19 protein-coding genes are annotated in these 22,630 nt (G+C 70.4%); 7 read left to right on the top strand and 12 right to left on the bottom strand.

From position 1 onward, the window contains the following. The first annotated feature begins 52 nt into the window (after positions 1-52). The 3 genes from ACFLIT_RS12745 (at position 53) to ACFLIT_RS12735 (ending at position 5,889) form a co-directional block, all read left to right on the top strand. A complete protein-coding gene (locus ACFLIT_RS12745) occupies positions 53-601 on the top strand; it encodes a hypothetical protein (RefSeq protein ID WP_479911623.1) in 549 nt (182 codons plus the stop codon). A gap of 51 nt (positions 602-652) precedes the next feature. Beyond that, on the top strand, positions 653-3,244 hold the full coding sequence (gene pepN, locus ACFLIT_RS12740; RefSeq protein WP_479911622.1) for an aminopeptidase N: 2,592 nt from the start codon (positions 653-655) through the stop codon (positions 3,242-3,244). A gap of 212 nt (positions 3,245-3,456) precedes the next feature. Beyond that, positions 3,457-5,889 carry a PAS domain-containing sensor histidine kinase gene (locus tag ACFLIT_RS12735; RefSeq protein ID WP_479911621.1) on the top strand — a complete coding sequence of 811 codons (2,433 nt, stop codon included), beginning with the start codon at positions 3,457-3,459 and terminating at the stop codon, positions 5,887-5,889. On the opposite strand, the gene ACFLIT_RS12730 is transcribed toward ACFLIT_RS12735, so the two are convergent. Continuing rightward, positions 5,886-6,572 carry an RNA polymerase sigma factor gene (locus ACFLIT_RS12730; RefSeq protein WP_479911620.1) on the bottom strand — a complete coding sequence of 229 codons (687 nt, stop codon included), beginning with the start codon at positions 6,570-6,572 and terminating at the stop codon, positions 5,886-5,888. The genes ACFLIT_RS12735 and ACFLIT_RS12730 overlap by 4 nt on opposite strands. Before the next feature lie 116 nt (positions 6,573-6,688). On the opposite strand from ACFLIT_RS12730, the gene ACFLIT_RS12725 reads away from it, so the two are divergent. Then, positions 6,689-7,213, top strand: a complete 525-nt coding sequence (locus tag ACFLIT_RS12725; protein ID WP_479911619.1) for a DUF4142 domain-containing protein — start codon at positions 6,689-6,691, stop codon at positions 7,211-7,213. A 4-nt stretch (positions 7,214-7,217) separates the two neighbouring features. Then, positions 7,218-7,556: a cupredoxin domain-containing protein gene (locus ACFLIT_RS12720; protein ID WP_479911618.1), complete on the top strand. Its 339-nt coding sequence runs from the start codon at positions 7,218-7,220 to the stop codon at positions 7,554-7,556. 74 nt (positions 7,557-7,630) lie between these two features. Here ACFLIT_RS12720 and ACFLIT_RS12715 read toward each other — a convergent pair whose 3' ends face one another. After that, a complete protein-coding gene (locus ACFLIT_RS12715) occupies positions 7,631-8,290 on the bottom strand; it encodes a DedA family protein (RefSeq protein WP_479911617.1) in 660 nt (219 codons plus the stop codon). A gap of 155 nt (positions 8,291-8,445) precedes the next feature. Between ACFLIT_RS12715 and ACFLIT_RS12710 the strand changes: the two genes are divergently transcribed. Beyond that, positions 8,446-9,393: a cation diffusion facilitator family transporter gene (locus ACFLIT_RS12710; protein WP_479911616.1), complete on the top strand. Its 948-nt coding sequence runs from the start codon at positions 8,446-8,448 to the stop codon at positions 9,391-9,393. On the opposite strand, the gene ACFLIT_RS12705 is transcribed toward ACFLIT_RS12710, so the two are convergent. The 10 genes from ACFLIT_RS12705 to ACFLIT_RS12660 form a co-directional block, all read right to left on the bottom strand. Beyond that, positions 9,390-10,409, bottom strand: coding sequence for a phosphotransferase (locus ACFLIT_RS12705; protein ID WP_479911615.1), 1,020 nt, complete (start codon positions 10,407-10,409; stop codon positions 9,390-9,392). The two genes, ACFLIT_RS12710 and ACFLIT_RS12705, sit on opposite strands and share 4 nt — an antisense overlap. A gap of 69 nt (positions 10,410-10,478) precedes the next feature. Then, entirely contained in the window at positions 10,479-13,355 is a 2,877-nt protein-coding gene (locus tag ACFLIT_RS12700; protein WP_479911614.1) for a bifunctional [glutamine synthetase] adenylyltransferase/[glutamine synthetase]-adenylyl-L-tyrosine phosphorylase, read from the bottom strand. Continuing rightward, entirely contained in the window at positions 13,355-14,764 is a 1,410-nt protein-coding gene (locus ACFLIT_RS12695; protein WP_479911613.1) for a sensor histidine kinase, read from the bottom strand. Before ACFLIT_RS12695 ends, ACFLIT_RS12700 begins: the two co-directional genes overlap by 1 nt. A 16-nt stretch (positions 14,765-14,780) precedes the next feature. After that, positions 14,781-15,452 carry a winged helix-turn-helix domain-containing protein gene (locus tag ACFLIT_RS12690; protein ID WP_479911612.1) on the bottom strand — a complete coding sequence of 224 codons (672 nt, stop codon included), beginning with the start codon at positions 15,450-15,452 and terminating at the stop codon, positions 14,781-14,783. A 77-nt stretch (positions 15,453-15,529) separates the two neighbouring features. Next, positions 15,530-17,125 carry a Do family serine endopeptidase gene (locus tag ACFLIT_RS12685; RefSeq protein WP_479911611.1) on the bottom strand — a complete coding sequence of 532 codons (1,596 nt, stop codon included), beginning with the start codon at positions 17,123-17,125 and terminating at the stop codon, positions 15,530-15,532. A gap of 217 nt (positions 17,126-17,342) precedes the next feature. Then, complete coding sequence (locus ACFLIT_RS12680; protein ID WP_479911610.1) at positions 17,343-18,686, bottom strand: hypothetical protein; 1,344 nt, start codon at positions 18,684-18,686, stop codon at positions 17,343-17,345. Between the two features lie 87 nt (positions 18,687-18,773). After that, positions 18,774-20,165, bottom strand: a complete 1,392-nt coding sequence (locus ACFLIT_RS12675; protein WP_479911609.1) for a sensor histidine kinase — start codon at positions 20,163-20,165, stop codon at positions 18,774-18,776. Then, positions 20,162-20,842: a response regulator transcription factor gene (locus ACFLIT_RS12670; RefSeq protein ID WP_479911608.1), complete on the bottom strand. Its 681-nt coding sequence runs from the start codon at positions 20,840-20,842 to the stop codon at positions 20,162-20,164. Before ACFLIT_RS12670 ends, ACFLIT_RS12675 begins: the two co-directional genes overlap by 4 nt. 1 nt (position 20,843) lies before the next feature. Beyond that, positions 20,844-21,194, bottom strand: coding sequence for a PepSY domain-containing protein (locus tag ACFLIT_RS12665; protein ID WP_479911607.1), 351 nt, complete (start codon positions 21,192-21,194; stop codon positions 20,844-20,846). Between the two features lie 104 nt (positions 21,195-21,298). After that, on the bottom strand, positions 21,299-21,700 hold the full coding sequence (locus tag ACFLIT_RS12660) for a winged helix-turn-helix transcriptional regulator (protein ID WP_479911606.1): 402 nt from the start codon (positions 21,698-21,700) through the stop codon (positions 21,299-21,301). Between the two features lie 116 nt (positions 21,701-21,816). Between ACFLIT_RS12660 and ACFLIT_RS12655 the strand changes: the two genes are divergently transcribed. Further along, positions 21,817-22,566 carry an SDR family oxidoreductase gene (locus ACFLIT_RS12655; protein WP_479911605.1) on the top strand — a complete coding sequence of 250 codons (750 nt, stop codon included), beginning with the start codon at positions 21,817-21,819 and terminating at the stop codon, positions 22,564-22,566. The last annotated feature ends 64 nt before the right edge of the window (positions 22,567-22,630 follow it).

Below are 22,630 nucleotides of genomic sequence, written 5' to 3'. Positions count from 1 at the left end.
CCCGGCAAGGATTATCGGCGATGGTCGGCGCGATTTTCGTGCGGGTATCGCGATGGCCAAGGCGGCGTTTCAAAAGAACCAGCGGGTGTGGGTCGAGAGCGTCGGCGCCTGGGCGATCGTCGAACGCATCGTGCCCATCTGGGCCAAGGGCTTCGACGAGCCGGTCAAGGTCACCTACGACGTGGGCCTCGGCCGCGAGTTTCAGGCCGGCGAACTGCGGGCGGAGGACGCGCCGCAGGATTCCAGCGGCGAGCGCTGGCGGGTGCTGCGCGCCAAGAACAAGTGGCAGACCCCGCAGGACTGCGCGCACCACCCCTATCCCGGCACCTATCCGGTGGTGGTCACCGACGCCAACGACTGGGGCGGCTGGCGCACGCCCGGGGCCGAATACGACCGCGACCCACTGAAGATCGAGCGCCAGGCCCGCCTGATCGTCACCGCTCCGCACCTGCTCGGCCTGGCGGAGGAACTGGTCGCCCTGGTGCTCGAAGCGCCCGAGGACGCCCCGCCGACGATCGCCGCCATGGCCCAGCGCGCCCAGGCGCTGAAGCGCTACATCGAGGAAGCGCCCGCCGCCGGCGTGAAACAGGCGGCGGAGTAAACGCCCTCGCGGAGGTGGCGCCCGGCGCGCTTTGCGCCTACCTCGTCAGGCATGCGCACCGACACGCCCCAGGCCATCCGCCTCGCCGATTATCGCCCGCCTGCCTTCCTGATCGACACGGTCGGCCTCACCTTCGATCTGGCGCCCAACGCCACGCGGGTGAAGGCCAGGCTGGCCGTGAGGCGCAACGGCGATCACGCCGATCCGCTGCGGCTCGACGGCGAAGGCCTGACCTTGATCTCGGTCGCCATCGACGGCGCGGCCCTGGCGGCGGGGGCCTATACGATCGACGCCGAGAGTCTGACCATTCCCGGCGCGCCGGACGCCTTCGTTCTGGAGACCGAGGTCGAGATCGACCCGGCCAGCAACACCGCCCTGATGGGCCTCTACATGAGCGGCGGCCGCTTCTGCACCCAGTGCGAGGCCGAGGGCTTCCGCCGCATCACCTTCTTCCCCGACCGGCCGGACGTGCTGAGCCGCTACACCGTGCGGATCGAGGGCGACGCCGCCCTGCCCCGCCTGCTCTCCAACGGCAATCTGATCGACAGCGGCGCCCTCGGCGGCGGCCGCCGCTTCGCGGTGTGGGAAGATCCCTTCCCCAAGCCCTGCTACCTCTTCGCCCTGGTCGCCGGCGAACTGGACGAGCTGGCCGACAGCTTCGTGACCATGAGCGGTCGCACGGTGGAGCTGCGCGTCTACGTCGATCCCGGTCAGGCTTCCCGCGCCGTCTACGCCATGGACAGCCTCAAGCGGGCGATGAAGTGGGACGAGCAAGCCTTTGGCCGCGAATACGATCTCGACCTGTTCATGATCGTCGCCGTGCGCGACTTCAACTTCGGGGCCATGGAGAACAAGGGCCTCAACATCTTCAACTCCAGCCTGCTCCTGGCCGACCCCGAGACGGCGACCGACCTCGACTACGAGCGCATCGAGAGCGTCGTCGCCCACGAGTACTTCCATAACTGGACCGGCGACCGGATCACCTGCCGCGACTGGTTCCAGCTATGCCTGAAGGAAGGCCTGACCGTGTTCCGCGACCAGTCGTTCAGCGCCGACATGCGCGGGGCGGCGGTGCAGCGGATCAAGGACGTGAAAAGCCTGCGCGCCCGGCAGTTCCCGGAGGACGCCGGCCCCCTCGCCCACCCGGTCCGCCCATCGAGCTATCTGAAGATCGACAACTTCTACACGGCGACGATCTACGAGAAGGGCTCGGAGGTCATCCGCATGTTGAAGACCCTGCTGGGGGCCGACGCCTTCCGCCAGGGCATGGACCTCTATTTCGAGCGCCACGACGGCGAAGCCACCACGGTGGAAGCCTTCATCGCCTGTTTCGCGGAGGCTTCGGGCCGAGACCTGACCGACTTCTTCCGCTGGTACGAACAGGCCGGCACGCCGCAGGTGACCGTGGCCGGCCGCTATGACGAAGCCGCCGGCGCCCTGGAGCTGTCGCTGGCCCAGGCGACGTCGCCGACCCCGGGCCAGGCGGTCAAGCATCCCTTGCCGATTCCGGTCGCCATCACCCTGCTGGACGACGACGGCGTGGTGATCCGGCCGCAGGAGCTGGTGACGCTCGACGGCGAGGCCCGCACGGTGCGGTTCGAGGGCGTGCTCCGGCCGCCGGTGATCTCGGCCCTGCAGGGGTTCTCCGCGCCGGTGAAGCTGTCGCTCGATGAGCGGCCGACCGACCGCTACGTCCGGCTCGCCGCCGATCCCGACCTGTTCAACCGCTGGGAGGCCGGCCAGGCCCTGGCCCAGGCCCTGATCCTCGGCCGCGCCGCCGGCGATCCGGACGAGGTGGGCGAGGAGCGCTTCGCCGAGGCGCTCGGCCGCGCGCTGAACGATCAACAGGCCGATGAGGCGTTCAAGGCCCTGCTGCTCGGCCTGCCCAGCGAACAGGATCTCGCCCTCGCCCGCCAGCCGGCCGATCCGGCCGCCCTGCGTGCGGCGCGCGACGCCCTGCGCGCCCGTATCGCCGTGCACCTGGCCGAGCCGCTGCGCCGCCTGCACCTGTCGCTGCAGGACGACGGCGAATTTTCCCCCGACGCCGCCAGCGCCGGACGTCGCGCCCTGCGCAACGCCGCCCTGGAGATGCTGACCGCCGCCCCGGACGCCGATGTCGAGCAGCGCGCGCGGGGCCACTTCGAAGCGGCGGGCAACATGACCGACGCCATCGGCGGCCTGAACGCCCTGGTCGCCCTCGGCGGCGAGGCCTGCGAGGAGGCGCTCGCGAGCTTCCACGGCAAATGGCGCGACGAGCCGCTGGTGCTGGACAAATGGTTCGCCGCCCAGGCCAGGGATCCGTCCGAGGGGGCGCTTGGCCGCGTCCTGGCGCTCACCGCCCATCCGGACTTCGAGGCGACCAACCCCAATCGCCTGCGGGCCCTGGTGCAGAGCTTCGCCAACGGCAATCCGGCCCGCTTCCACGACCCCAGCGGTGCCGGCTATCGCTTCCTGGCCGACCAGATTCTGGCTGTCGACGCCTTCAACCCGATGACGGCCGCCCGCCTCGTCGAGCCGCTCGGCGGCTGGCGTCGCTACGCGCCGGAGCTGGCGGCCCTGATGCGCGCCGAGCTGGAGCGGATCGCCGCCCATCCGGGCCTGTCGAAGAACGTCTACGAGCTGGCCAGCAAGGCGATCGCCTGAAGTTTCACGGCCAAGTTCGCCGGCGACCGAGCGACTCATCCTTCGGGCCGTGACGCGCGGCCCGACGCAGCTTAAGATTCCGTGTTCGAGCGGGGTGACTCGGCGATTCCGAGAGCGGGGTGGAGTTGGTGAAGCACGGCGGGAGGAGGCGAGACGACGCTGCCGCCGGCCCCGTCGCCGTGAAGGTGCGCCCCCCTGGCTCGGATCAGGCGATGGTCCGCATCGTCGTCCTGGCGGCGGCGCTGATGCTTGTCGTCTACACCGCCTTCGCCCTGCAAAAAGCCCAGCGCGACGCGGCCGCCCCGCCCGGCGGAGCGCTGCTGGCCGCCCAGGCGCGCACCCTGGCCGCCGTGGTCGACGGCGGCCTCAGCGCCCAGAACGCCGCCCTGGCGGCGACCGCCGGCCAACTCCGCGCCGATCCATCGACCCCCATCGACGCCGCCGAGGCCGCCTTCGCGGCGATGAAGGACCAGGCCAAGGCCGTCGCCGTGGTCGGCCCGACGGGGCTGATGGCCAGCGCCGGTTCCGCCACCGGCGCCGACTGGACCGGCGCCGCCAAGGCCGCCGAGGCCTCGGGCCGCACGCTATGGACGGGCGCCCCCGCCGGCTCGCGCCTGCTCTACGCCGCCCGCATCGTCCCGACCGCCTCCGGCCGCCTGATCCTTCTCTCCGTGAGCGATCCCGCGCGGATGCTCGCCGAGGCCGGCGCGCCGCCGACGGCGGCGGTCGCCCTGGCCGACGGTCGCATGCTGGCCGCGCGCGGCGCGGGCGGCGTCGGCGCCGCGCCCCGGGTGCGGGACGCCTTCTCGGTCACCGCCGCCGACCTCGCCGCCCAGCCGGCCCAGCGGGCTCAGGGACCGGACGGTTCGAGCCTGGACGTGGCCGCGCACCCGATGGCCGGCGGCGCCCTGCTCGCCGTCGTCGCCGTCCCCTCGACCAATTCGGTTTCGGTCCGGCGCGAGCAGATCGAGTCCATGCTCGCCCTGCTGATCCCGCTGATTGTCGGCATCGCCCTGGCCCTGCTGCTGATCATCCAGAGCCGGCGCACCGAGATCGCCCAGCGCGAGCGCGCCGCCAACGAGCAGCGCTTCCGCCTGGCCGTCGAGGCCGCCCGTTGCGGCATCTGGGAGTGGGATCTGGACGAGGACGTGGTGTTCCTCTCCGACGTCACCGGGGCGATGTTCGGCTGGGGCGGCGGCGGCGTCGTCAGCGGCCAGGAACTGCTCGACCGGGTAGCGCCAGACCACCGCGAAAAGGTGCGCCAGCAGCTGGCCTCCGCCGCCCAGTACGGGGCCTTCGACGTTTCTTTCCGTGTGCCCAGCCGCACCGGCGGCCGGTCGATCTGGCTGGACGCCCGCGGCCAGGGCTTCGGCAAGCCAGGCCGCGACGGCCATACGCGCATCATCGGCGTGGCGCTGGACGTCACCGAGGAACGCATCGCCCAGGCCCGCGCCCAGGCCGCCGAGACCCGCCTGCGCGACGCCATCGAAAGCGTCAGCGAGGCGTTCGTCCTATGGGACCGGCAGGGTCGCCTGCTGATGTGCAACCGCGCCTATCGCACGGTCTTCAACCTGGAGCCGCGCATCCTCAAGCCCGGCGCCCATCGCGACGAGGTCAACCGCTTCGCCGCCCTGGCCATCGCCCGCCAGCAGCCGGCGCAGGACGGCGCCCGCGGCGTGCGCGAGGCCGAGATGAACGATGGCCGCTGGGTGGTGATCTCCGAACGGCGCACGGCCGAGGGCGGCCTGGTGATGACCGCCAACGACATCACCGCCATCAAGCAGCAGGAAGAGGCCCGCCGGCAGAATGAGGAGCAGCTGCAGGCCGCCGTCATCAGCCTGGAGCGCAGCCAGGAGCAGCTCTCGGAGCTGGCCCGCCGCTACGAGACCGAAAAGGTGCGCGCCGAGAGCGCCAACAAGTCGAAGAGCGAATTCCTGGCCAATATGAGCCACGAGCTGCGCACGCCGCTGAACGCCATCAACGGCTTCTCGGAGATCATGCTCAACGAGATGTTCGGGGCCCTGGGCGACGCCCGCTACAAGGAATACGCCAAGGACATCCACAACTCCGGCCAGCACCTCCTGGCGCTGATCAACGACATCCTCGACATGTCGAAGATCGAAGCCGGCAAGATGACCCTGCGCTTCGATCCGATGAGCCTGCAGGACGTCACCGAGGACGCCGTGCGCCTGATCCGCAACCGGGCCGAGGCCGCCGGCCTGCAGCTGCTGGTCGAGTTCCCGCACCTGCCGGAGATCGAGGCCGACTACCGCGCCGTCAAACAGATCCTGCTCAACCTCTTGTCCAACGCCGTGAAGTTCACGCCCAAGGGCGGCCGCGTGACCGTTCGGGCCGAGGGCCTGCGGGACGTGATCGGCGAGCGTCTGCGCATCTCGGTGGAGGACACCGGCATCGGCATCGCCAAGGAAGACCTGGCCCGCCTCGCCCGCCCCTTCGAACAGGTGGAGACCCAGCACGCCAAGACCCAGGCCGGCACCGGCCTCGGCCTGGCCCTGACCAAGTCCCTTGTCGAGCTGCACGGCGGAACGCTGGAAATGCAGAGCATCCCCGGCCACGGCACGACGGTCAGCTTCACCCTGCCGATCCACCAGGGCGGGGTCGGCGCGGGGCGCGAGGTCGCCTAGACGGCAAGTCCCAGGCGCGCCAGCACCGCCGCGGTGATCCGCTCGCAGCGGCGGCCGAGGAAGGGGAAGGCGCCCGTCACCGCCTGGCCGAGCTGTTCGTCGAGCCGCTCGCGCAGCAGCTTGCGGGCGCGGAACAGGCGGGTCTTCACCGTGGCCGGCTTCAGGCCGAGGCTCTCGGCGGTCTCCTCGATGGTCAGCTCCTGCACCTCGCGCAGGATAAAGACGAGACGGAAGGCTTCCGGCAGGCCGTCCACCGCCCGCTCCAGCATCCGGCGCGTCTCGGCGCGGGCGGCCTCTCGCTCGGGATCGAGAGCCATCGGCCCACCGAGCAGGCTGACGACGCGCCCCTCGTCCTCGGCGGCCTGGACGGCGTCGAGCTCGACCGTCTCGCGGCGCCGGGCCAATCGCCGCCGCGCCTCGTTGATGACGATCCGGGTCAGCCAGGTCCGCAGGCTGGCGTCGCCACGAAAGCCGCCCAGCGCCCCGAACGCGCGGACATAGGCCTCCTGCAGCGCGTCCTCGGCCTCGGCGTCGTCGCGCAGGATGCTGCGGGCGGTGCGAAACAGCGGTTGGTTGAAGCGCTGCATGAGGGCGCGGAACGCCCCGCCGTGGTTCTGTCGGGCCAGGCCCACCAGGGCGGCCTCGTCATGGGCGGCGTAGTCGACGGCGGCGCGGACGGTCATCGCGAACTCCTGGGGCTTACCGCTCTGACCCGGTGGGCGGGCTCGAGGTTCCCGGGAACCTTTGCACCGCCGCGCGATCCAATTGTCGAGACCCGCCCCTCGCAAAGGATAAGCCCATGTTCCGCCCCCTCGCCGCTCTCGCCGCCGCCTCCGCCCTGGTCGCGCCCTTCGCGGTTTCCGCCCAGGCGCCGGCGCCCAACGACGCCCAGATCGCTCACATCGCCTATACCGCCGGCGAGATCGATATCGCCGCCGGCAAGCAGGCCCTGGCCAAGTCGAAGACCCCGAGCGTCCGCGCCTTCGCGGAGGAGATGGTTCGCGACCACGCGGCCGTGAACCAGCAGGCCCTCGCCCTGGTCAAGAAGCTCGGCGTCACCCCGCAGGACAACCCGACCAGCCAGGCCCTCTCGGCCGCCGCCAAGGCCAAGACCGAAAGCCTGGCCAAGCTCGACGGGGCCGCCTTCGACAAGGCCTATCTCCAGAACGAGGTCGCCTATCACCAGACGGTCAACGGCGCGCTCGACAAGACCCTCGTCCCCAACGCCCGGAACGGCGAGCTGAAGAGCCTGCTGCAGACCGGGCGCAAGCTGTTCGGCGAACACCAGATGCACGCCGAGCATCTGGCGGCGAGCCTGAAATAGTCCGATGCGCCGTCGCCTCGCCGCCATCGCTCCCGCCATCGCCGGCGCGATCCTCATCGCCGGCGGCGCCGCTTCTTTCGCCGCCTCGGCCAACACGCCGGCTGTCGTCGTCATCGACAAGATGGCCTTCGGCCCGGCGCCGTCCGAGCTGCGGGTCGGCCAGACCGTCGTCTGGGAAAACCGGGACATCTTCGAACACACAGCGACCGATCGCGGCGGCGGCTTCGACGTGACGCTGCCGCCGGGCACCAAGGCGCGCGTCACCCTCGGCCGGCCCGGCCGCATCGTCGTCTACTGTCGCTATCACCCGGGCATGACCATGACGCTCAGCGTCGCCGAGTGACCATCGGGGGAGTACGCGACTCAGGGATATCGGACGGCCTGACCCGATCGACGAGGCGTCGCGCTGAGCGCGGCTTATTCGGCGGGGCAGAGCGCCGCGGCGGCGGCGCGGTTGCGCATGCGCACGGCGATCACCCGCCAGGCGACGACGCCGCCGACCACCAGAACGGCGGCGACGATCATGGCGATGGTCAGGCCGTCGGCCTCGCCGAGGGTTTCGAGCTGGGCCAGGCCCTTGGCGGCGAAATAGCCGGGCGCCAGCATAATCGGCACCCAGAGGGCGGCCGAGACCACATTGGCGATCTGGAAGCGCGTGCGGCTCATCTGCAGGATGCCGGCGACCAGCGGCACAAAGGCCCGCACCGGGCCGAAGAAGCGGCCGAAGAAGATCGCCACAGGGCCATGCCGGCGCATGAACAGGCGCGTGCGCGCGATCGCCCGGCGGTGACGCGCCAGCGCCGAGTGGCGCAGGGCGCGCGGGCCCAACTTGCGGCCGAGGAGATAGGAGATCGCATCGCCGATGAAGGCGCCAGCCACGCAGAAGGCCAGCACCGTCCAGCCGTCCAGAACCCCGGCCGCGATCAGGCCGCCGGCCATGACCATCAGCGCCGTCGCCGGAATGAAGGCGCCGAGCAGCACGACGGCCTCGAGCAGGGTGACGACACCCAGCACGACGCCCGCCGCCTCGTGATGGCGGGCGATAAAATCGGCGATGGCGGGAAACAGAATGTCCATGAGCTTACAACGACGGATATGGGCTCACGCCGCCCTTCCGGAAAGGCTCCCGGCCTCTCGAAAAGCGAATTGACCGACATGTGGTTGCGGCGCCACTTCCCGTGGCTCCGGGCGCCTCCAGGGACCCTGCCCGTCCCTGCCGCGTTGGAGTGCGAATGGCCGCCCATACGTCGAAATCGGTGATCTTCGCCGCCCTGGCCGGCAATGCGGCGATCGCGGTCACCAAGTTCGCGGCGGCGGCCTTCACCGGCAGCGCGGCCATGCTCAGCGAGGCGATTCACTCGGTGGTCGACACCGGGAATCAGCTGTTGCTGCTGATCGGCCTGCGGCGCTCGGCGCGCGAGCCGACAGCGCGCCACCCGTTCGGCTACGGCCTGCAACTCTACTTCTACACCTTCGTCGTCGCCCTGATGATCTTCGGGGTCGGGGCGGTGATCTCCATCCTGCACGGCATCGAGAAGATCCGGCATCCGGTCAGCGTCGAGAACGCCTGGGTGAACTACCTGGTGCTGGGGCTCGGCGTCCTGTTTGAGGGGGCCGTCTGGCTCTTCGCCCTGCGCGCCTTCAACACCGAACGGGCCGGGCGGCCCTGGCTGAGCTCGGTGCGGTCCAGCAAGGACCCGACGGTGTTCACCGTGCTGTTCGAGGACACCGCCGCGCTCGCCGGCCTGGTGACGGCCCTGCTCGGCGTCTTCCTCAGCGAGAGCCTGGACATGCCGGTGATCGACGGCGTCGCCTCGGTGCTGATCGGGGTGATCCTGGCGATCACCGCCGTCTTCCTGGCCGGCGAGAGCCTGTCGCTGCTGACCGGAGAGGCGGCCAGCCACGAGACGCGCATCGGCATCAACCGCATCGCGCGGGCCCAGCCCGGCGTCTCCGGCCTCAACCAGGCCCTGACCATGCACTTCGGCCCCAGGGACGTGCTGGTGGTGATGAGCCTCGACTTCGACGACAACCTCTCCGCCCGCGAGGTGGAAGAGGCGGTCAGCGCCATCGAACGCGACATCAAGGCCGCCCATCCGGACGTCAGCCGCGTGTTCATCGAGGCCCAGGGCTTCGCCGCCGACCGCCAGGCGGGCGAGCCTCAGGAGGACGAGGGCTAGGCCTCCAGCGCCCGAGCCGCCGCTTCGAAAGCCGCGCTTTCCACGGCGTCCCGCACGCCGTTCAGCGCCGCCTTGGCGAACAGCAGTCGCCCCGCCGTCGAGCCAAGGTCGAGCGCACGCGTCGCCAGGCCGGCCCGCACCTGCGCGAACGGCGCGGCGCTCATGTCGGAGATCGCCGCCTCGCCCGGCGGGCGGGTCTGGGCGACGAGCATGAGCATCAGCACGCCGTTGAACAGCTGGCTGACCAGCCGCATCAGGAAGAAGCGGGCGCGCAGGCGTTCATCGACGCCGTCGCCGAACGCCGCCCTCAGCAGCGCCGCCTCCCCTTCCGCTGGCACGCCGTACCAGAAGGCGATGGACGCCGGATCGACCAGTGGGTCGTTGGCGAACGCCACCTCCCAATCGACCAGCCACAGACGTCGCCCGTCATAGAGTATGTTGTTCGGATTCAAATCGTTGTGGCTGGAGACGCGCAACGCCGGCGGCGTACGCGGATAGGCTGCCTTCAAGGCCTCCCAGGCCGCCCTATGCGGCGCCACCGCCTCGGGCGCGACGACGCCGGTCGTCATCACGCCCTGCAGCAGGCCGTCCACACCGTCGAACTGGTCGACCAGTTCGGCGAAGCGCGGCGTCGCGCGCAGGCGCCTCGTCAGCCCCGCGAGTTCCAGCGCGGCCGCCTGGGCGCCGCCGGGATATTCGCCGACCGGCCGCGCGGCGATGAAGTCGATCACCGCGACCCCGGCCTCGGCGTCCGCGAAGCGCAGCGGCGGGGCGATCCCCGCCTCGGCCGCGATGGCCATGCAGGCGTACTGCCGCGCCGGATCGCGCAGGACGTCGCGGGCCGTTTCCACCCGCAGCACGGCTGACCGCTCCCCCGCTGAGACGCGCAGCACCCGCGCGCCGGAGAAGCCGCTGGTCAGCGGCTCGACCCGTTCGATCGCCCTCGCGCCGAACACCTCGCGCAGAGCGGCCTCGACGGCGGGCCGCTGGGCCTCAGTGATGAAAGACGTGAGCACGGCGGCCTCCCTGGATGAGGCGCGCTTATTACCCGGGCAAAATCTGAGAGGCAATATGCCCGGGTATAATTATTTCACGAGGGCCAGATAGGCCTTTCGCGCCGCCGCCCGCGTCGCCGCCAACCGTTTCTTCAGCGCCTTGAAGTCCTTCTCCCCGCCCGCGCGGGCCAGCAGGGCCTGGAAGGCGGTGGGTTCGTCCTCGGGATCGGCGTTGTCCTCCAGCGCCACCTTGAGCAGCTGGGTGAGGTTCTGCTGCAGGGTCCAGGCGGCCTGCAGGTCGGCCAGGGCCGCATCGTCCGCCAGAGCGCGGGCGCGCAACTCGGCCAGGGCCTCGGCGGTGTTGGGCTTCAGCGGTCCGCCGTCGGCGGCGTGGGCGAGCTGCAGGTACTGGGCGGCGAACTCGATATCGACCAGGCCGCCGGGCGACAGCTTCAGGTCCCACGGCCCCGACGGCGGTCGCTCGCGCTCCATCAGCGCCCGCATCTCGCGCACGTCCTTGACGATCGTCCTGGGGTCCCGCGTCTGCCGCAGCGCCTCCTCGATCGCCGCCGTCGCCTCGGCCGCGAACGCCGGGCTGGTCGCCCAGACCACGCGGGCGCGGGTCATGGCCAGGAACTCCCAGGTCTCCGCCTCGCCCCCGGCGTAATAGTGGCCGAACGCCTTGAAGCTGACCGCCACCGGCCCCTGGGTGCCGGAGGGGCGCAGTTGCAGGTCGACCTCATACAGTCCCCCCTCGGCCGTCGGCGCCGACAGGGCCGAGACCATGCGCTGGGTGAAGCGGCCATAGACCGTCTCGGCCGCCCAGCCCTTGATCTCCGACATCGCCGCCGGGTCGTCGGCCCGGTAGAGGGTCATCAGATCGAGGTCCGACCGCGCGGTCATCTCGCGCGAGCCGCACTTGCCCAGAGCGACCACCGCGACTTGGCCCGGGAAGTCGCCGCCCATGCGGACCACCTCGGCGAGGGCCGCGGGCGCAAGACCGCCGATGATCACGTCGGCCAGGTCGGCGAAGGCGCGGCCGGCGTCCGCCGCCGAAGCCTGGCCGCCCATCACCTGCACCCCGATGCGGAACTGCTGCTCGCGGTGGAAGCGGCGCGCCAGGTCCATCGCCACCTCGAAACCGACATCCTTCCAGCCGGCCGCCTCCTGCGCCTCGACCGAGACGGGGTCGAAGAAGGCGGGATCGAGCAGGGCGTCGAGCGCGGAGGCCTTGCGGGCCAGGGTGGTCGCCAGGCGCGGCGCATAGGCCAATACCTGCACCAGCAGCTCCAGCAGGCGCGGCTGGGCGAGGAACAGCGACTGGATCTGCACGCCGCTGGACAGGCCGCCGAAGAAGTCGCCGAAGCGGCGGAAGGCGACATCGGGCGCGCCGACCGCGTTAGCGGCGTCGAGCAGGCGGGGCGCGAGGCGGGTGAACAGCTCGCGGCCGCGCGCCGTGCGGGTGGCGGCGATATGGCCGTGGTGCCAGCCGCGAATGGTCTTCGAGACCCGTTCGGGCTCGGAGAAGCCCATGCGTTTGAGCGTCGCCAGGGTCTCGGGGTCGTCGTCGACGCCGGTGAACACCAGGCTGCCGAAGCGGGAGGACAGCTCCTCCTCGCCGGCGAACAGCACGCCGTAGTGGCCATTGACCGTCTTCAGCGTCTTGCCGACCGTGGCGTCGAAGGCTGCCAGGGCCTTGAAGCCGGCCAGGGCGGCGATGGCCGTGCGGGCGGTCGGCGCCTCGGGCAGCTTGTGGGTCTGCTCGTCGGCGATCATCTGAACCCGATGCTCCCAGGCGCGCAGGGCGGCGTAGGCGGCGGCGAGGTCGACGGCCACCGGCGGGGCGACGTGGCCGTCCTGCACCAGGGCGGCGAGCGCATCGAGCGTGCGCGGGCTGCGCAGCTCCGGGTGGCGGCCGCCGAGGATCAATTGCTGGGTCTGGACGAAGAATTCGATCTCGCGAATGCCGCCGCGTCCGAGCTTGAGATCGGCGCCCGCCGGGTCGAGCCGCTCGTCGACCTTGTGCGTATGGATCTGGCGCTTGATCGAATGGATGTCGGCGATGGCGGCGAAGTCGAGATTCCGCCGCCAGATGAACGGCTGGAGATCCTTGAGGAAGTCTTCGGCGCGGGCGATGTCGCCGGCGACCGGGCGGGCCTTGATGTGGGCCGCGCGTTCCCAGTTCTGGCCGACGCTTTCGTAATACTCGAGGGCGGCGTCGACCGGCATGGCCGGGGGCGTCGAGGAGGGATCGGGGCGCAGGCGCAGGTCGACGCGGAAGACATAGCCTTCCCCCGTGCGGTCCTGCAGGCTGCGGATCAGGCTCTGGGCGATGCGCCGGGCGACGGCCTGATGCTCCACGCCCTCGGCCAGCGGCAGGGCCGACGGCTCGTAGAACAGCGAGACATCGATATCCGACGAGTAGTTCAGCTCGAAGGCGCCGTGCTTGCCCATGGCGATGCAGAAGAAGCCGGGCAGCGGGCCCTCGGGCCCCTCCCCCACCGCCGTCAGCGCGCCCCGGTCGAGCTCGTCGCGGGCCGCCAGCATGAGGGCGGCCTGAACCGAGGCGTCAGCGAACCGGGTCAGGGCGCCGGTGACGGCGTCGAGCTGCCAGACCCCGCCAAGGTCGCAGAGGGCGGTGAGCAGATGCAGGTCGGCCTTCAGCCGCCGCAGGACGTCCAACGGCGCGGGATCCTGAGGAGCGGCGCGCGTCGCGGCCAGCACCTCGTCCAGCATCGCCTCGGGGTCGCCGGCCAGGATGGCGTGCAGCCGCGCGGGCCGACGGCGGGCGAGCCCCGTCAGGTAGGGCGAGGCGGCGAACACCGGGGCCAGCGCCGGCCAGGCGGCCTCGACCGCCGCGGCCCCCTCCCCGTCCAGCTTGCCGAGGATCGCCTCGCGCGCCCGCTCGGCGGCCACGGGATCGACTATTGGCCCGCAGGGCTGAAGACGCGCACCCAGTTTCGACATCACGCCCCCGGCGCTGAAGGCAACACCAGGGCCGCCCGCAGGCCCGGCCCCATTTCACCGACCTTGCCCGGCCCTTCCGACAGTTCCAGCCGGCCGCCGTGCGCCTCGGCCACGGCGGAGACCAGCGACAGACCCAGGCCCGCGCCCGGCTCACTGCGGCTGTTCTCCAGGCGCACGAAGCGCTGCACCACGCGGGCGCGGTCCTCGTCCGGCACGCCCGGCCCGGTGTCGGTCACCGAGAACTCGATGTCGCCCGAGGAGCGACGGCGCACACGCAGCATCACCGCGCCGCCGGAAGGCGTATATTTGCAGGCGTTGTCGATGAGGTTGGCCACGGCCTGGGCGATGAATTCGCGATTGGCCCGCAGCGGCAGGCCCGGCGTCACCTCGGCCTTGAACTCCAGCCCCTTGTCCTCGCACAGCGGCTCGTAGAGCTCGGAGATGTCCGCCGCCAGTTCGCCGGGATCGAACTCGCTCTGGTCGGGCGCGCGCCCCGCCGACTGCAGGCGGGCGATGGCCAGCACGGCGTTGAAGGTGCGCAGCACGCCGTCGGCGTCGTCCAGCGCCGTCTCCAGCGCCCGGCGCGGATCGCCCTTGCCGGCCTCGACGTCGATCAGCGCCACCTCCATCCGCGCCCGCAGGCGGGCAAGCGGCGTTCGCAGGTCGTGGGCGATGGCGTCGCCGGCGTGCCGCAGGCCGCCCATCGACCGCTGCAACTGGTCGAGCATGTCGTTCAGCCCGGCGGCGAACTCGTCGTACTCGTCCTTGGTCCCCCGCAGCTTGACCCGGGCGTGCAGGTCGCCGCCGCGCACGGCGGTGACCACGTCGACCAGCTCCTGCATCGATCGGCTGACGTTGCGGCTGACCAGCACCCCGCCGGCCAGGCCGAGAACCACGACCAGGGCCGCCGCGCCCCACAGCGCCCGCACGATGCTGGCCACGAAGCTTTCGGACTCGCCGACATCGGCCCCGACGAACAGCAGCTCGCCGCCGGAGAGTTTGCGTTGCAGCCCCCGCGCGGGCCGCTTGATCGGGGCGCCGTCCGGGTCGGTCTCGGTGACCGAGAAGCTCGCCCACGTGTCGTTGTCCGAGCGCTCCTCGACCGGCGAGGTTTCCAGAGAACCGGAAATGCGCGTCCCGTCCGGAGTCATGAGCAGATAGAGGAACGGCCGCTCGCCCGCCGCCCGTTCGATCAGGGTCTGGTTGAGACCGTTGACGCCGCCGAGGCGATAGGCGGCCTGCAGCGATCCCATCTCGCGGGTGATGTCGGCGTCGGCGCGGCGCGCCACCTCGCCGGCGGTGGCGATGTAGCTGTAGCCGAGGAACAGGGCCGCGGCCCCTGCGAACAGGGCCAGGAACAACAGGGTCAGCCGGAACGGCGTGGTGCGGAAAAGCCGCGGCAGGCGCATGGCCCGACCTTACGCCCTACGGATCGAGGCGGTAGCCCGCCCCGCGCACCGTCTGCAGCATCGGACGGTCGAAGCCCTTGTCGATCTTGGAGCGCAAGCGCGAGACGTGCACGTCGATGACGTTGGTCTGCGGATCGAAGTGATATTCCCAGACCTTCTCCAGCAGCATGGTGCGGGTCACCGACTGGCCGGCATGGCGCATCATGAACTCCAGCAGCTGGAATTCGCGCGGCTGCAGGTCGATCTCCTTGCCCTGGCGATGCACCGAGCGGTTGATCAGGTTCATCTCCAGGTCGCCGACCTTCAGGGTGGTGGCCACCGCGCCGGTCTCGCGGCGACGCGACAGGGCCTCGACCCGGGCGATCAGTTCGGCGAAGGCGTAGGGCTTGACCAGATAGTCGTCGCCGCCGGCCTTGAGCCCCGTGACCCGGTCCTCGATTTCGCCGAGAGCCGAAAGAAACAGCACCGGCGTGTTGTCGCCCTCGCGGCGCACGGTCTCGACCACCTCGACGCCGTTCATCTTCGGCATCATCCGATCGACGATCAGCACGTCGAAGTCGCCGTCGCGGGCGGCGGCGAGGCCCAGGGCGCCGTCGGCGGCGTGCACCGTCTCGAAGCCGGCTTCCCGCAGGCCGCGCGTCATGGCCTCAGCGGCCTCGATATCGTCTTCGATGACGAGGATGCGCATGCGATCGCCCCAAAAATGAAACGGCCGGAACCGACGACTCGGTCCCGGCCGATTTGAAGTCCGAGCGCCAGTCTCGGCTATTCGATCTTGAGCGGCAAGAAGCCCGAGCGTTGGCCGCGCAGGAAGCCGGCGAGCACGCTGGTGCGGCCCGACTTCTTCGCCGCGTCGATCACCGCGCTCATCTCCGCCGCGGTCGTGACCGGGCGCTGGTTGATGGTCGTGATCACGTCGCCGCGACGCAGGCCCTTGTCGGCCGCGTCGGAGCCCTGGCGGACGCTGTCGACCACCACGCCGTTGACGTTCGGACCCAGGCTGTAGCGGGTGCGGGCGGCGGCGTCGATGCCGGTCACCTGCAGGCCCAGCACCTGCTGCGTCGCCGGAGCGCCCGGACGCGGCGTGGCGCCGGAGCGGGGCGAGCCGCTGTTGTCGTTGGCCGCCAGCTCGCTCTCCGACGGGCGCACGCCCGAACGGATGTTGACCGTCTGACGGCGGCCGTCGCGGAGGACGTCGAGGCGGATGGTCTCGCCCGGACGCGACTTGGCGACTTCGCGGGTCAGCTCGGAGCTGTTCTTGATGGCCACGCCGTTGACCTGGGTCACGACGTCGCCGCGCCGCAGGCCGCCGCCTTCCGCCGGACCGCCGGCCACCAGGTCGGCGACGATGGCGCCTTCGGTGTTCGACAGGCCCTGGGTCTCAGCCATTTCCTCGGTGAACGGCTGGATGGTCGCGCCGATGTAGCCGCGGGTGATCTTGCCGCCGTTCATCAGCTGTTTGGTGATCGATTCGGCGGTTTCGGCCGGGATGGCGAAGCCGATGCCGACCGAGCCGCCCGACGGGGAGAAGATCGCCGAGTTCACGCCGATCACGCGGCCGTAGATGTCGAAGCTCGGGCCGCCCGAGTTGCCCCGGTTGATGGGGGCGTCGATCTGGATGTAGTCGACGAAGGAGGTGTCGCCGATGTCGCGGCCATAGGCCGAGATGATGCCGGCCGTCGCCGTGCCGCCCAGGCCGAATGGGTTGCCGATGGTGATCACCCAATCGCCGACGCGCGGCTTCGAGGAATTCTCGAACGACACGTACGGGAACTTCACCGAGCGGGCCTTCGGGTCCTCCACCTTGATGACCGCCAGGTCGGTGCCCTCGTCGCGGCCGACGACGGTGGCCTTGTATTCCTTGCCGTCCTTCAGGGTGATCGAGATTTCCTCGGCGTTCTCGACTACATGGTTGTTGGTGACGATGAAGCCGTCTTCGGAGACGAAGAAGCCCGAGCCGCTCGACTGCTGACGCGGGCCGCGCGGCGCGTCGCCGGGGCCGCTGTCGTCGTCATCACCGCCCTGATTGCCTTGGCCGCCCTGGCCGCCCTGCCCGCCGAACGGGAAGTTCTCGAAGCCGGGAATGCCGCGCAGCGGATTGTTGGCCTGGGCCTGGGCGCGCGAGGTCACGTCGATCGAGACCACCGCCGGCGAAACCTTTTCAAAGATGTCGGCGAACGACATCGGCGCGCCCGGCGGGGGCGCGAAGATCGGGGTCACCGCGGAGGCGCGGATCAGGCCGGCTTGCGTGTCCTGGGCGGCCGCGGGGGTCATGCGCAGACCCACGCCCGCGAGGGCGGAGGCGGCGACCCCGACGCCCGCCACCGCGCCCACCAGAAAACCCGTCTTCCTTGCAGCCATGTTCGTTTCGTTCCTTCGCCGGCTCGGCCGGACTTGTTTGGTCTGGGAAACCTAAGCGCCCCGTGAAGAAGCGCAACGCCTCGTGAGCGATAGAGTGTCCGCAAGCGTTTCTTGCGGCGTCTCCGTGGCGCAATCGTGTCAGATGAATTTCAGGCGCGACGCAGTCCCATGAATAAAAGGCCGACACGCGGCGCAGACGGTCCATCGGCGCGTAACTTCAGGCTACCGCCCGCCTACGAACGATCTGGGCCGCCTTCTGGTCGCTGGACAGGGCCAGCAGGTTGGCGGCGACGTCGAGATACATCCGCGCGCGGTCGAGATTCCCCGCCTCCTCGGCGCGGAGGTGGGCCAGCAGGTCGTCGGTGTAGTTGGCCAGCCGGGTGTTGACGGTCTCCAGCGCCTTGGCGCGCTTCGCGCCGAATCCCGCCGTTTCGGCCGCGGCGCGGACGCTTTCGGCGAAGATCAGGGCGACCTCCGCCGGCCGCACCGCCGACGTGTCGGGGTCGGAGGTCAGGCGCGGCGCGAGCTTGGTCATGCGGCCGGCGAACCGGATAGCTTCCAACGGCAGGGCGGCGGCGACCAGGCCGTCGATCGCCTCCAACTTGGCCTCGACCAGTTCGGCCAGCCGGGCCTTCTGCTGGAGGAGGCGCGCGCCCAACGGCCCCTCGCGGCCCACCCGGACGCAGATCTTAAAGTCCGCGATGGCCAGGCCGGCCTCGCACGCCGCGCGGCCGGCCGCGCGGGCGGCCGCCGGGTCCGACCGTTTCAGGTCGAGCGCCTTGATCGTCGCGAGTTGGCCGTCGATGTCCGCCAGCACGTCCAGGGCGAAGCCGGCCATTTCCGACGAGGCGAGAAAGGTCTCGTTGGGGTGGTCCATGACGGTTGAGAGCAGCCGCATCGTCTGCCAAGGCGCTTCGAGGCGCGATCCCAGCATCTCGATGAACCTCGGGCCGGCGTCGCTCGACAGCTTGACGGCGTCGCGGAAGGCGAGGCGGGTCATGGTGGCGGCGTCGTCATCCATCCGCCGCATCCAATCGTGCAGGTGCGGCAGCGCGCTGCGCACGACGGGCGCCAGATCCAGGCACGCGGCCATCGAATCGGCTCCCGATTTCACGGCCGAGTCGCAGATTTCGGCGGCGGCGGCGAAATCCGGCAGGTCGCGGGCGCGCAGCCCGTCCCCGGCCGCGGCGCACAGGGCGTTGAAGACCAGAGCCCGTGCGGCCGGGTTTTCCTCTTCCTCGAAGTCGTGGCCGAAGCTCCTGGCCTGGGCGACCAGGTCGGGCGAGCGCGCCTTCAGGCCGGACCAGAGCCGACTGATGACGCGAGACGGATAGATCAGGCGGCCGACGCGCCGACCGCCGCGACAAAGGCCGACCACGGGAGCGAGCGCGGTGTTTCGGACGGAGCGCTCCCCGGCCTCGATCTCCACCATCTCGCGGACGGGCCCGAGCACCCCGCCCGGCGGCGAATTAGCGAGCGCCTGGGTGAGGCCGACGATCGTCGCGTCAGGAACGCTTTCCACCAGGGTGCGGACCGCCTGAAGCTTCGGGGGCGAAAGCATTATGCGCAGCTCGTTTCGCCGAGATTGATCGATCGGTCGCCGGACCCTTGCGCCGACGAGGTTAAGACTTCCCTTAACCGGGCCTTTTCAATCGCTTACCCGAGGCAACTCCAAGTTGACGGAGAGCCCTCCCAGGCCGGCTTCGCCCAGGCTGACAGACCCACCGTAGGCTCGCGCCAGATCGTCGACGATGGAGAGGCCCAGGCCCGAACCGGGCGCGTTCTCGTCCAGCCGGGCGCCCCGCCGCAGCATCTCGCCGCGCTGATCGGGGCTGATCCCCGGGCCGTCGTCCTCGACCACGATGCCCAGCCGTTCCTCGGAGACCGGCGTGGCCACCACGCGGATGCGGCCTTTGCACCACTTGCCGGCGTTCTCCATGACGTTGCCGACGATCTCGAGCAGGTCCTGCTTCTCACCTTGGAAATAGAGGTCTTCCGGCGCACGCCAGTCGATGACGACCCCCTTGTTCCGAAAGATTTTTTCCAGCGTCCGGGCCAGCTCGTCGAGCACCGGACCCACCTCCGTGCGCTCGCCCAGCGACTGGGCGCGAGCGGCGGCGCGGGCCCGGCGCAGATGGTGGTCGACCTGCCCGCGCATCACCTCGGCCTGGCGCGTGACCACGTCCGACAGCTTGCCGGGTTGCTGGCCAGCCTCGGTCAGCATCACCGAGAGCGGCGTCTTCAGGGCATGGGCCAGATTGCCGACGTGGGTGCGCTGACGCTCGACCACCTCCTGGTTGTGGGCGACCAGGGCGTTCAGCTCGCCGGCCAGCGGGGCCAGCTCCACGGGGTAGTCGCCCTCCAGGCGCTCCGCCTTGCCGCGACGCACGGCCGCGACCTCCCGCCGCAGGGCGAACAGCGGCTGCAGACCAACGCGCACCTGCAGCAGCACCGCCAACATCAGGCCGGCGCCGAGGGCGACGAGGGTGACCGTGGTGACGATGGCGAAACGGCCGGTGTCCACGCTCAGCGGGCCGCTGTCCTCGGCGGCCAGCAGCACGACTGGATCCACCCGGCGCGGCAGACGCACCTGCAGCGCCCCGACCCGCAGGCGCTGATTGTCCGGCCCCTCGGCGGAGTAGAACTGCGTCACTCCAGGATGCTCGGCCAGCACCCGCACCCCGCCCGGCGGCGGCGGCAGGGGCGCGGCGTCGACCAGCGAGACCGAGCGGACGATCTCGCGCAGCCGCCCCTGGCCGGTCGGCTCGGCGATCGACCAGTACTTGCCGGAAAAGCCGCGCAGGGTGCGGGTGTCGGCCAGGGACGGGGCGATGATCGTCCCGTCGACATCGACGCCGACCCCGGCGGAAAGGTTGTCGATCTGCTCGGCGAGCGCACGATCGAACCGCGCCTCGGCCGCCCGGCTGAAATTGAGGGTCAGGGCGACGCCCGCGACGAGCAGCACCGCAAGGCTCCAGACCCCGGCCAGCAGCACCAGCCGAAGGGTCAGTGACGGACGGCGCCGCCCAGCCTTGCTCACGGCTCGGCCGTCTCGCCTTCCAGCGGCACGATGCGGTAGCCGAGGCCGCGCGCCGTTTCGATGCGGTCGGGTCCGATCTTCTTGCGCAGCCGGCCGATGAACACCTCGACGGTGTTGGAGTCGCGGTCGAAGTCCTGGTCGTAGAGGTGCTCGACCAGTTCGGTGCGGCTGATCACCCGGGCCTGATGCATCATCAGATAGTGCAGCAGGCGATATTCCAGCGAGGTGAGACGCAGGGGTTCGCCGTTGACGCTGGCGCGGGCCGCGCGCGGATCGAGGCGCAGGCCGCCGCAGGTCAGATTCGGCGAGGCGTGCCCGGCCGAGCGGCGCAGCAGGGCGCGCAGGCGGGCCAGCAGTTCCTCGGTGTGGAACGGCTTGGTCAGGTAGTCGTCGGCCCCGGCGTCGAACCCGGCCACCTTCTGGCTCCAGGCGTCACGGGCGGTGAGAATCAGCACCGGGGTGGTGATCCCGTCCCGCCGCCAGCGCTCCAGCACCGACACCCCGTCGATCTTCGGCAGGCCGAGGTCGAGCACGATGGCGTCGTAGGGCTCGGTGTCGCCGAGGAACTGGGCTTCCTCGCCGTCCGGGGCGTGGTCCACCGCATAGCCGGCGTCGGCGAGGGCCGTCTTCAACTGACGTGCGATGTCGGCGTCGTCCTCGACCACCAGAATCCGCATGTCAGCCTCCATCCATGGCGAGGATCGCGCCGCTCTGGGCATCGATAATGAAGTCGATCACCCGGCCGTCCTGGGTGCGGATGCGCACCCGGTAGTTCGCGCCGGAGAGACCCGCGTCGAGCACCTGGCCGCCGCCGGCCCGGCCGCGAGCAATGGCCACGGCGCGCTCGGTGCCGATCACCTGGCCGCGCGCCGGACCGCCGCGTTGGCCCGGCGGTCCATTGCCGTCGGGGCCGCGCCCACGGCCTTGAGCCACCTCGAAGGCGCCGGGCGGCAGGCGCACCTGAGCGTCCACCACCACGGGGGCGGCGGTGCACAGCAGGGCGGCGATGAAAGCCAGGTTACGGAACATGCTGCGATATCTAGGAGTCGCGGGCTGAATAGCGGCTGAACAGGACGGTTATGGCCAGACGAAGCGAGGCTGTCACCTGCCGGGCCGCCTCGAAGCCTAGACCCTCAAGCCTTCGTCCGTATGTCGAATGCGATACGTGCGTCTTCGATGGCCCGCAGGTTCTTTTCCGCCCACAGCCAGACGCCGCAGAAGGCTTCCCCGAGGCTGAGGCCAAGCTCGGTGAGGCGATACTCCACGCGCGGCGGAATCACCGGATGCACCGTGCGCACCAACAGGCCGTCGCGCTCCATCTGCCGCAGGGTCTGGGTCAGCATCTTCTGGCTGATCCCGCCGGCCAGCTCGCCCAGGCGCGTGAACCGCAGCTCGCCGTGCTCGATCAGCACCTCGATCAGGATCATCGTCCACTTGTCGGCGACGCGGCCGATGACCTCGTTGACCAGCGCCTCGACGCGCGGGTCGACCGGCAGGTCGTGGACGGAGGGGGTCTTGTGCTGGGGCGACGGCACGTCACTCTCCATGAGGTAAGTACCGAACGTTTCGGTGCCTACTTTCCATCGGTAAGTGACCCTTTATATCGATGTCCCGCGCCGATCACAGGCGAAAAGTTCGAAAGGGACGCACCATGCAGATCACCGGAAACACCATCCTGATCACCGGCGGCGGCTCGGGCATCGGCCAGGCCCTGGCGTCCGCCCTGCACGCCAAGGGCAATCAGGTGATCATCACTGGCCGCCGCCGCGAGGCGCTGGAGGCCACCGTCGCCGCCCATCCCGGCATGGCCCATGAGCTGCTGGACGTCACCGACGCCGACGCCATCCGCGCCTTCGCCGAGCGCATCGTCGTCGCCTGGCCGGCGCTGAACGTGCTGATCAACAACGCCGGCGTCATGATCGCGGAAGACCTGACGGCCGATCCGGTCGACCTCGCCGTCGCCGAGGCCACGGTGAGCACCAACATCCTCGGGCCGATCCGCCTGACCGCGGCCCTGTTGCCCCATCTTCGCGCGCAAGCGAAGGCGAGCGTCGTCACCGTCACCTCGGGCCTGGCCTATGTGCCCCTGGTCGCGACCCCGACCTACAGCGCCAGCAAGGCCTTCATCCGCTCCTACACCCAGTCGCTGCGCCGTCAGTTGCAGGACACCTCGGTGGAGGTGCTGGAACTCGCCCCGCCCGCCGTGGCCACCGACCTGATGCCCGGCCACGCCGAGAACCCCAACAGCATGCCGTTGGCGGATTACATCGAAGAGGTGATGGGCGTGCTCGAAGCCGGAAACACCGACGACATCTTCGTCCAGCGCACCCGCTTCTTCAGCGAGGCCGCCCGCGAAGGCCGCTACGATCAGGTGTTCGAGGCGATCAACAGCGCACACTAGTTTCCCTTCCCCCTCGATGGGGGAAGGGTCAGGGATGGGGGTGACTGCGGCCTCGGCCGGGTAG

The organism is Caulobacter sp. HJHS_5 (assembly GCF_056683955.1).
Note: the sequence above shows the minus strand (reverse complement) of the source record. Positions and strands in the feature narration are given on the sequence as shown.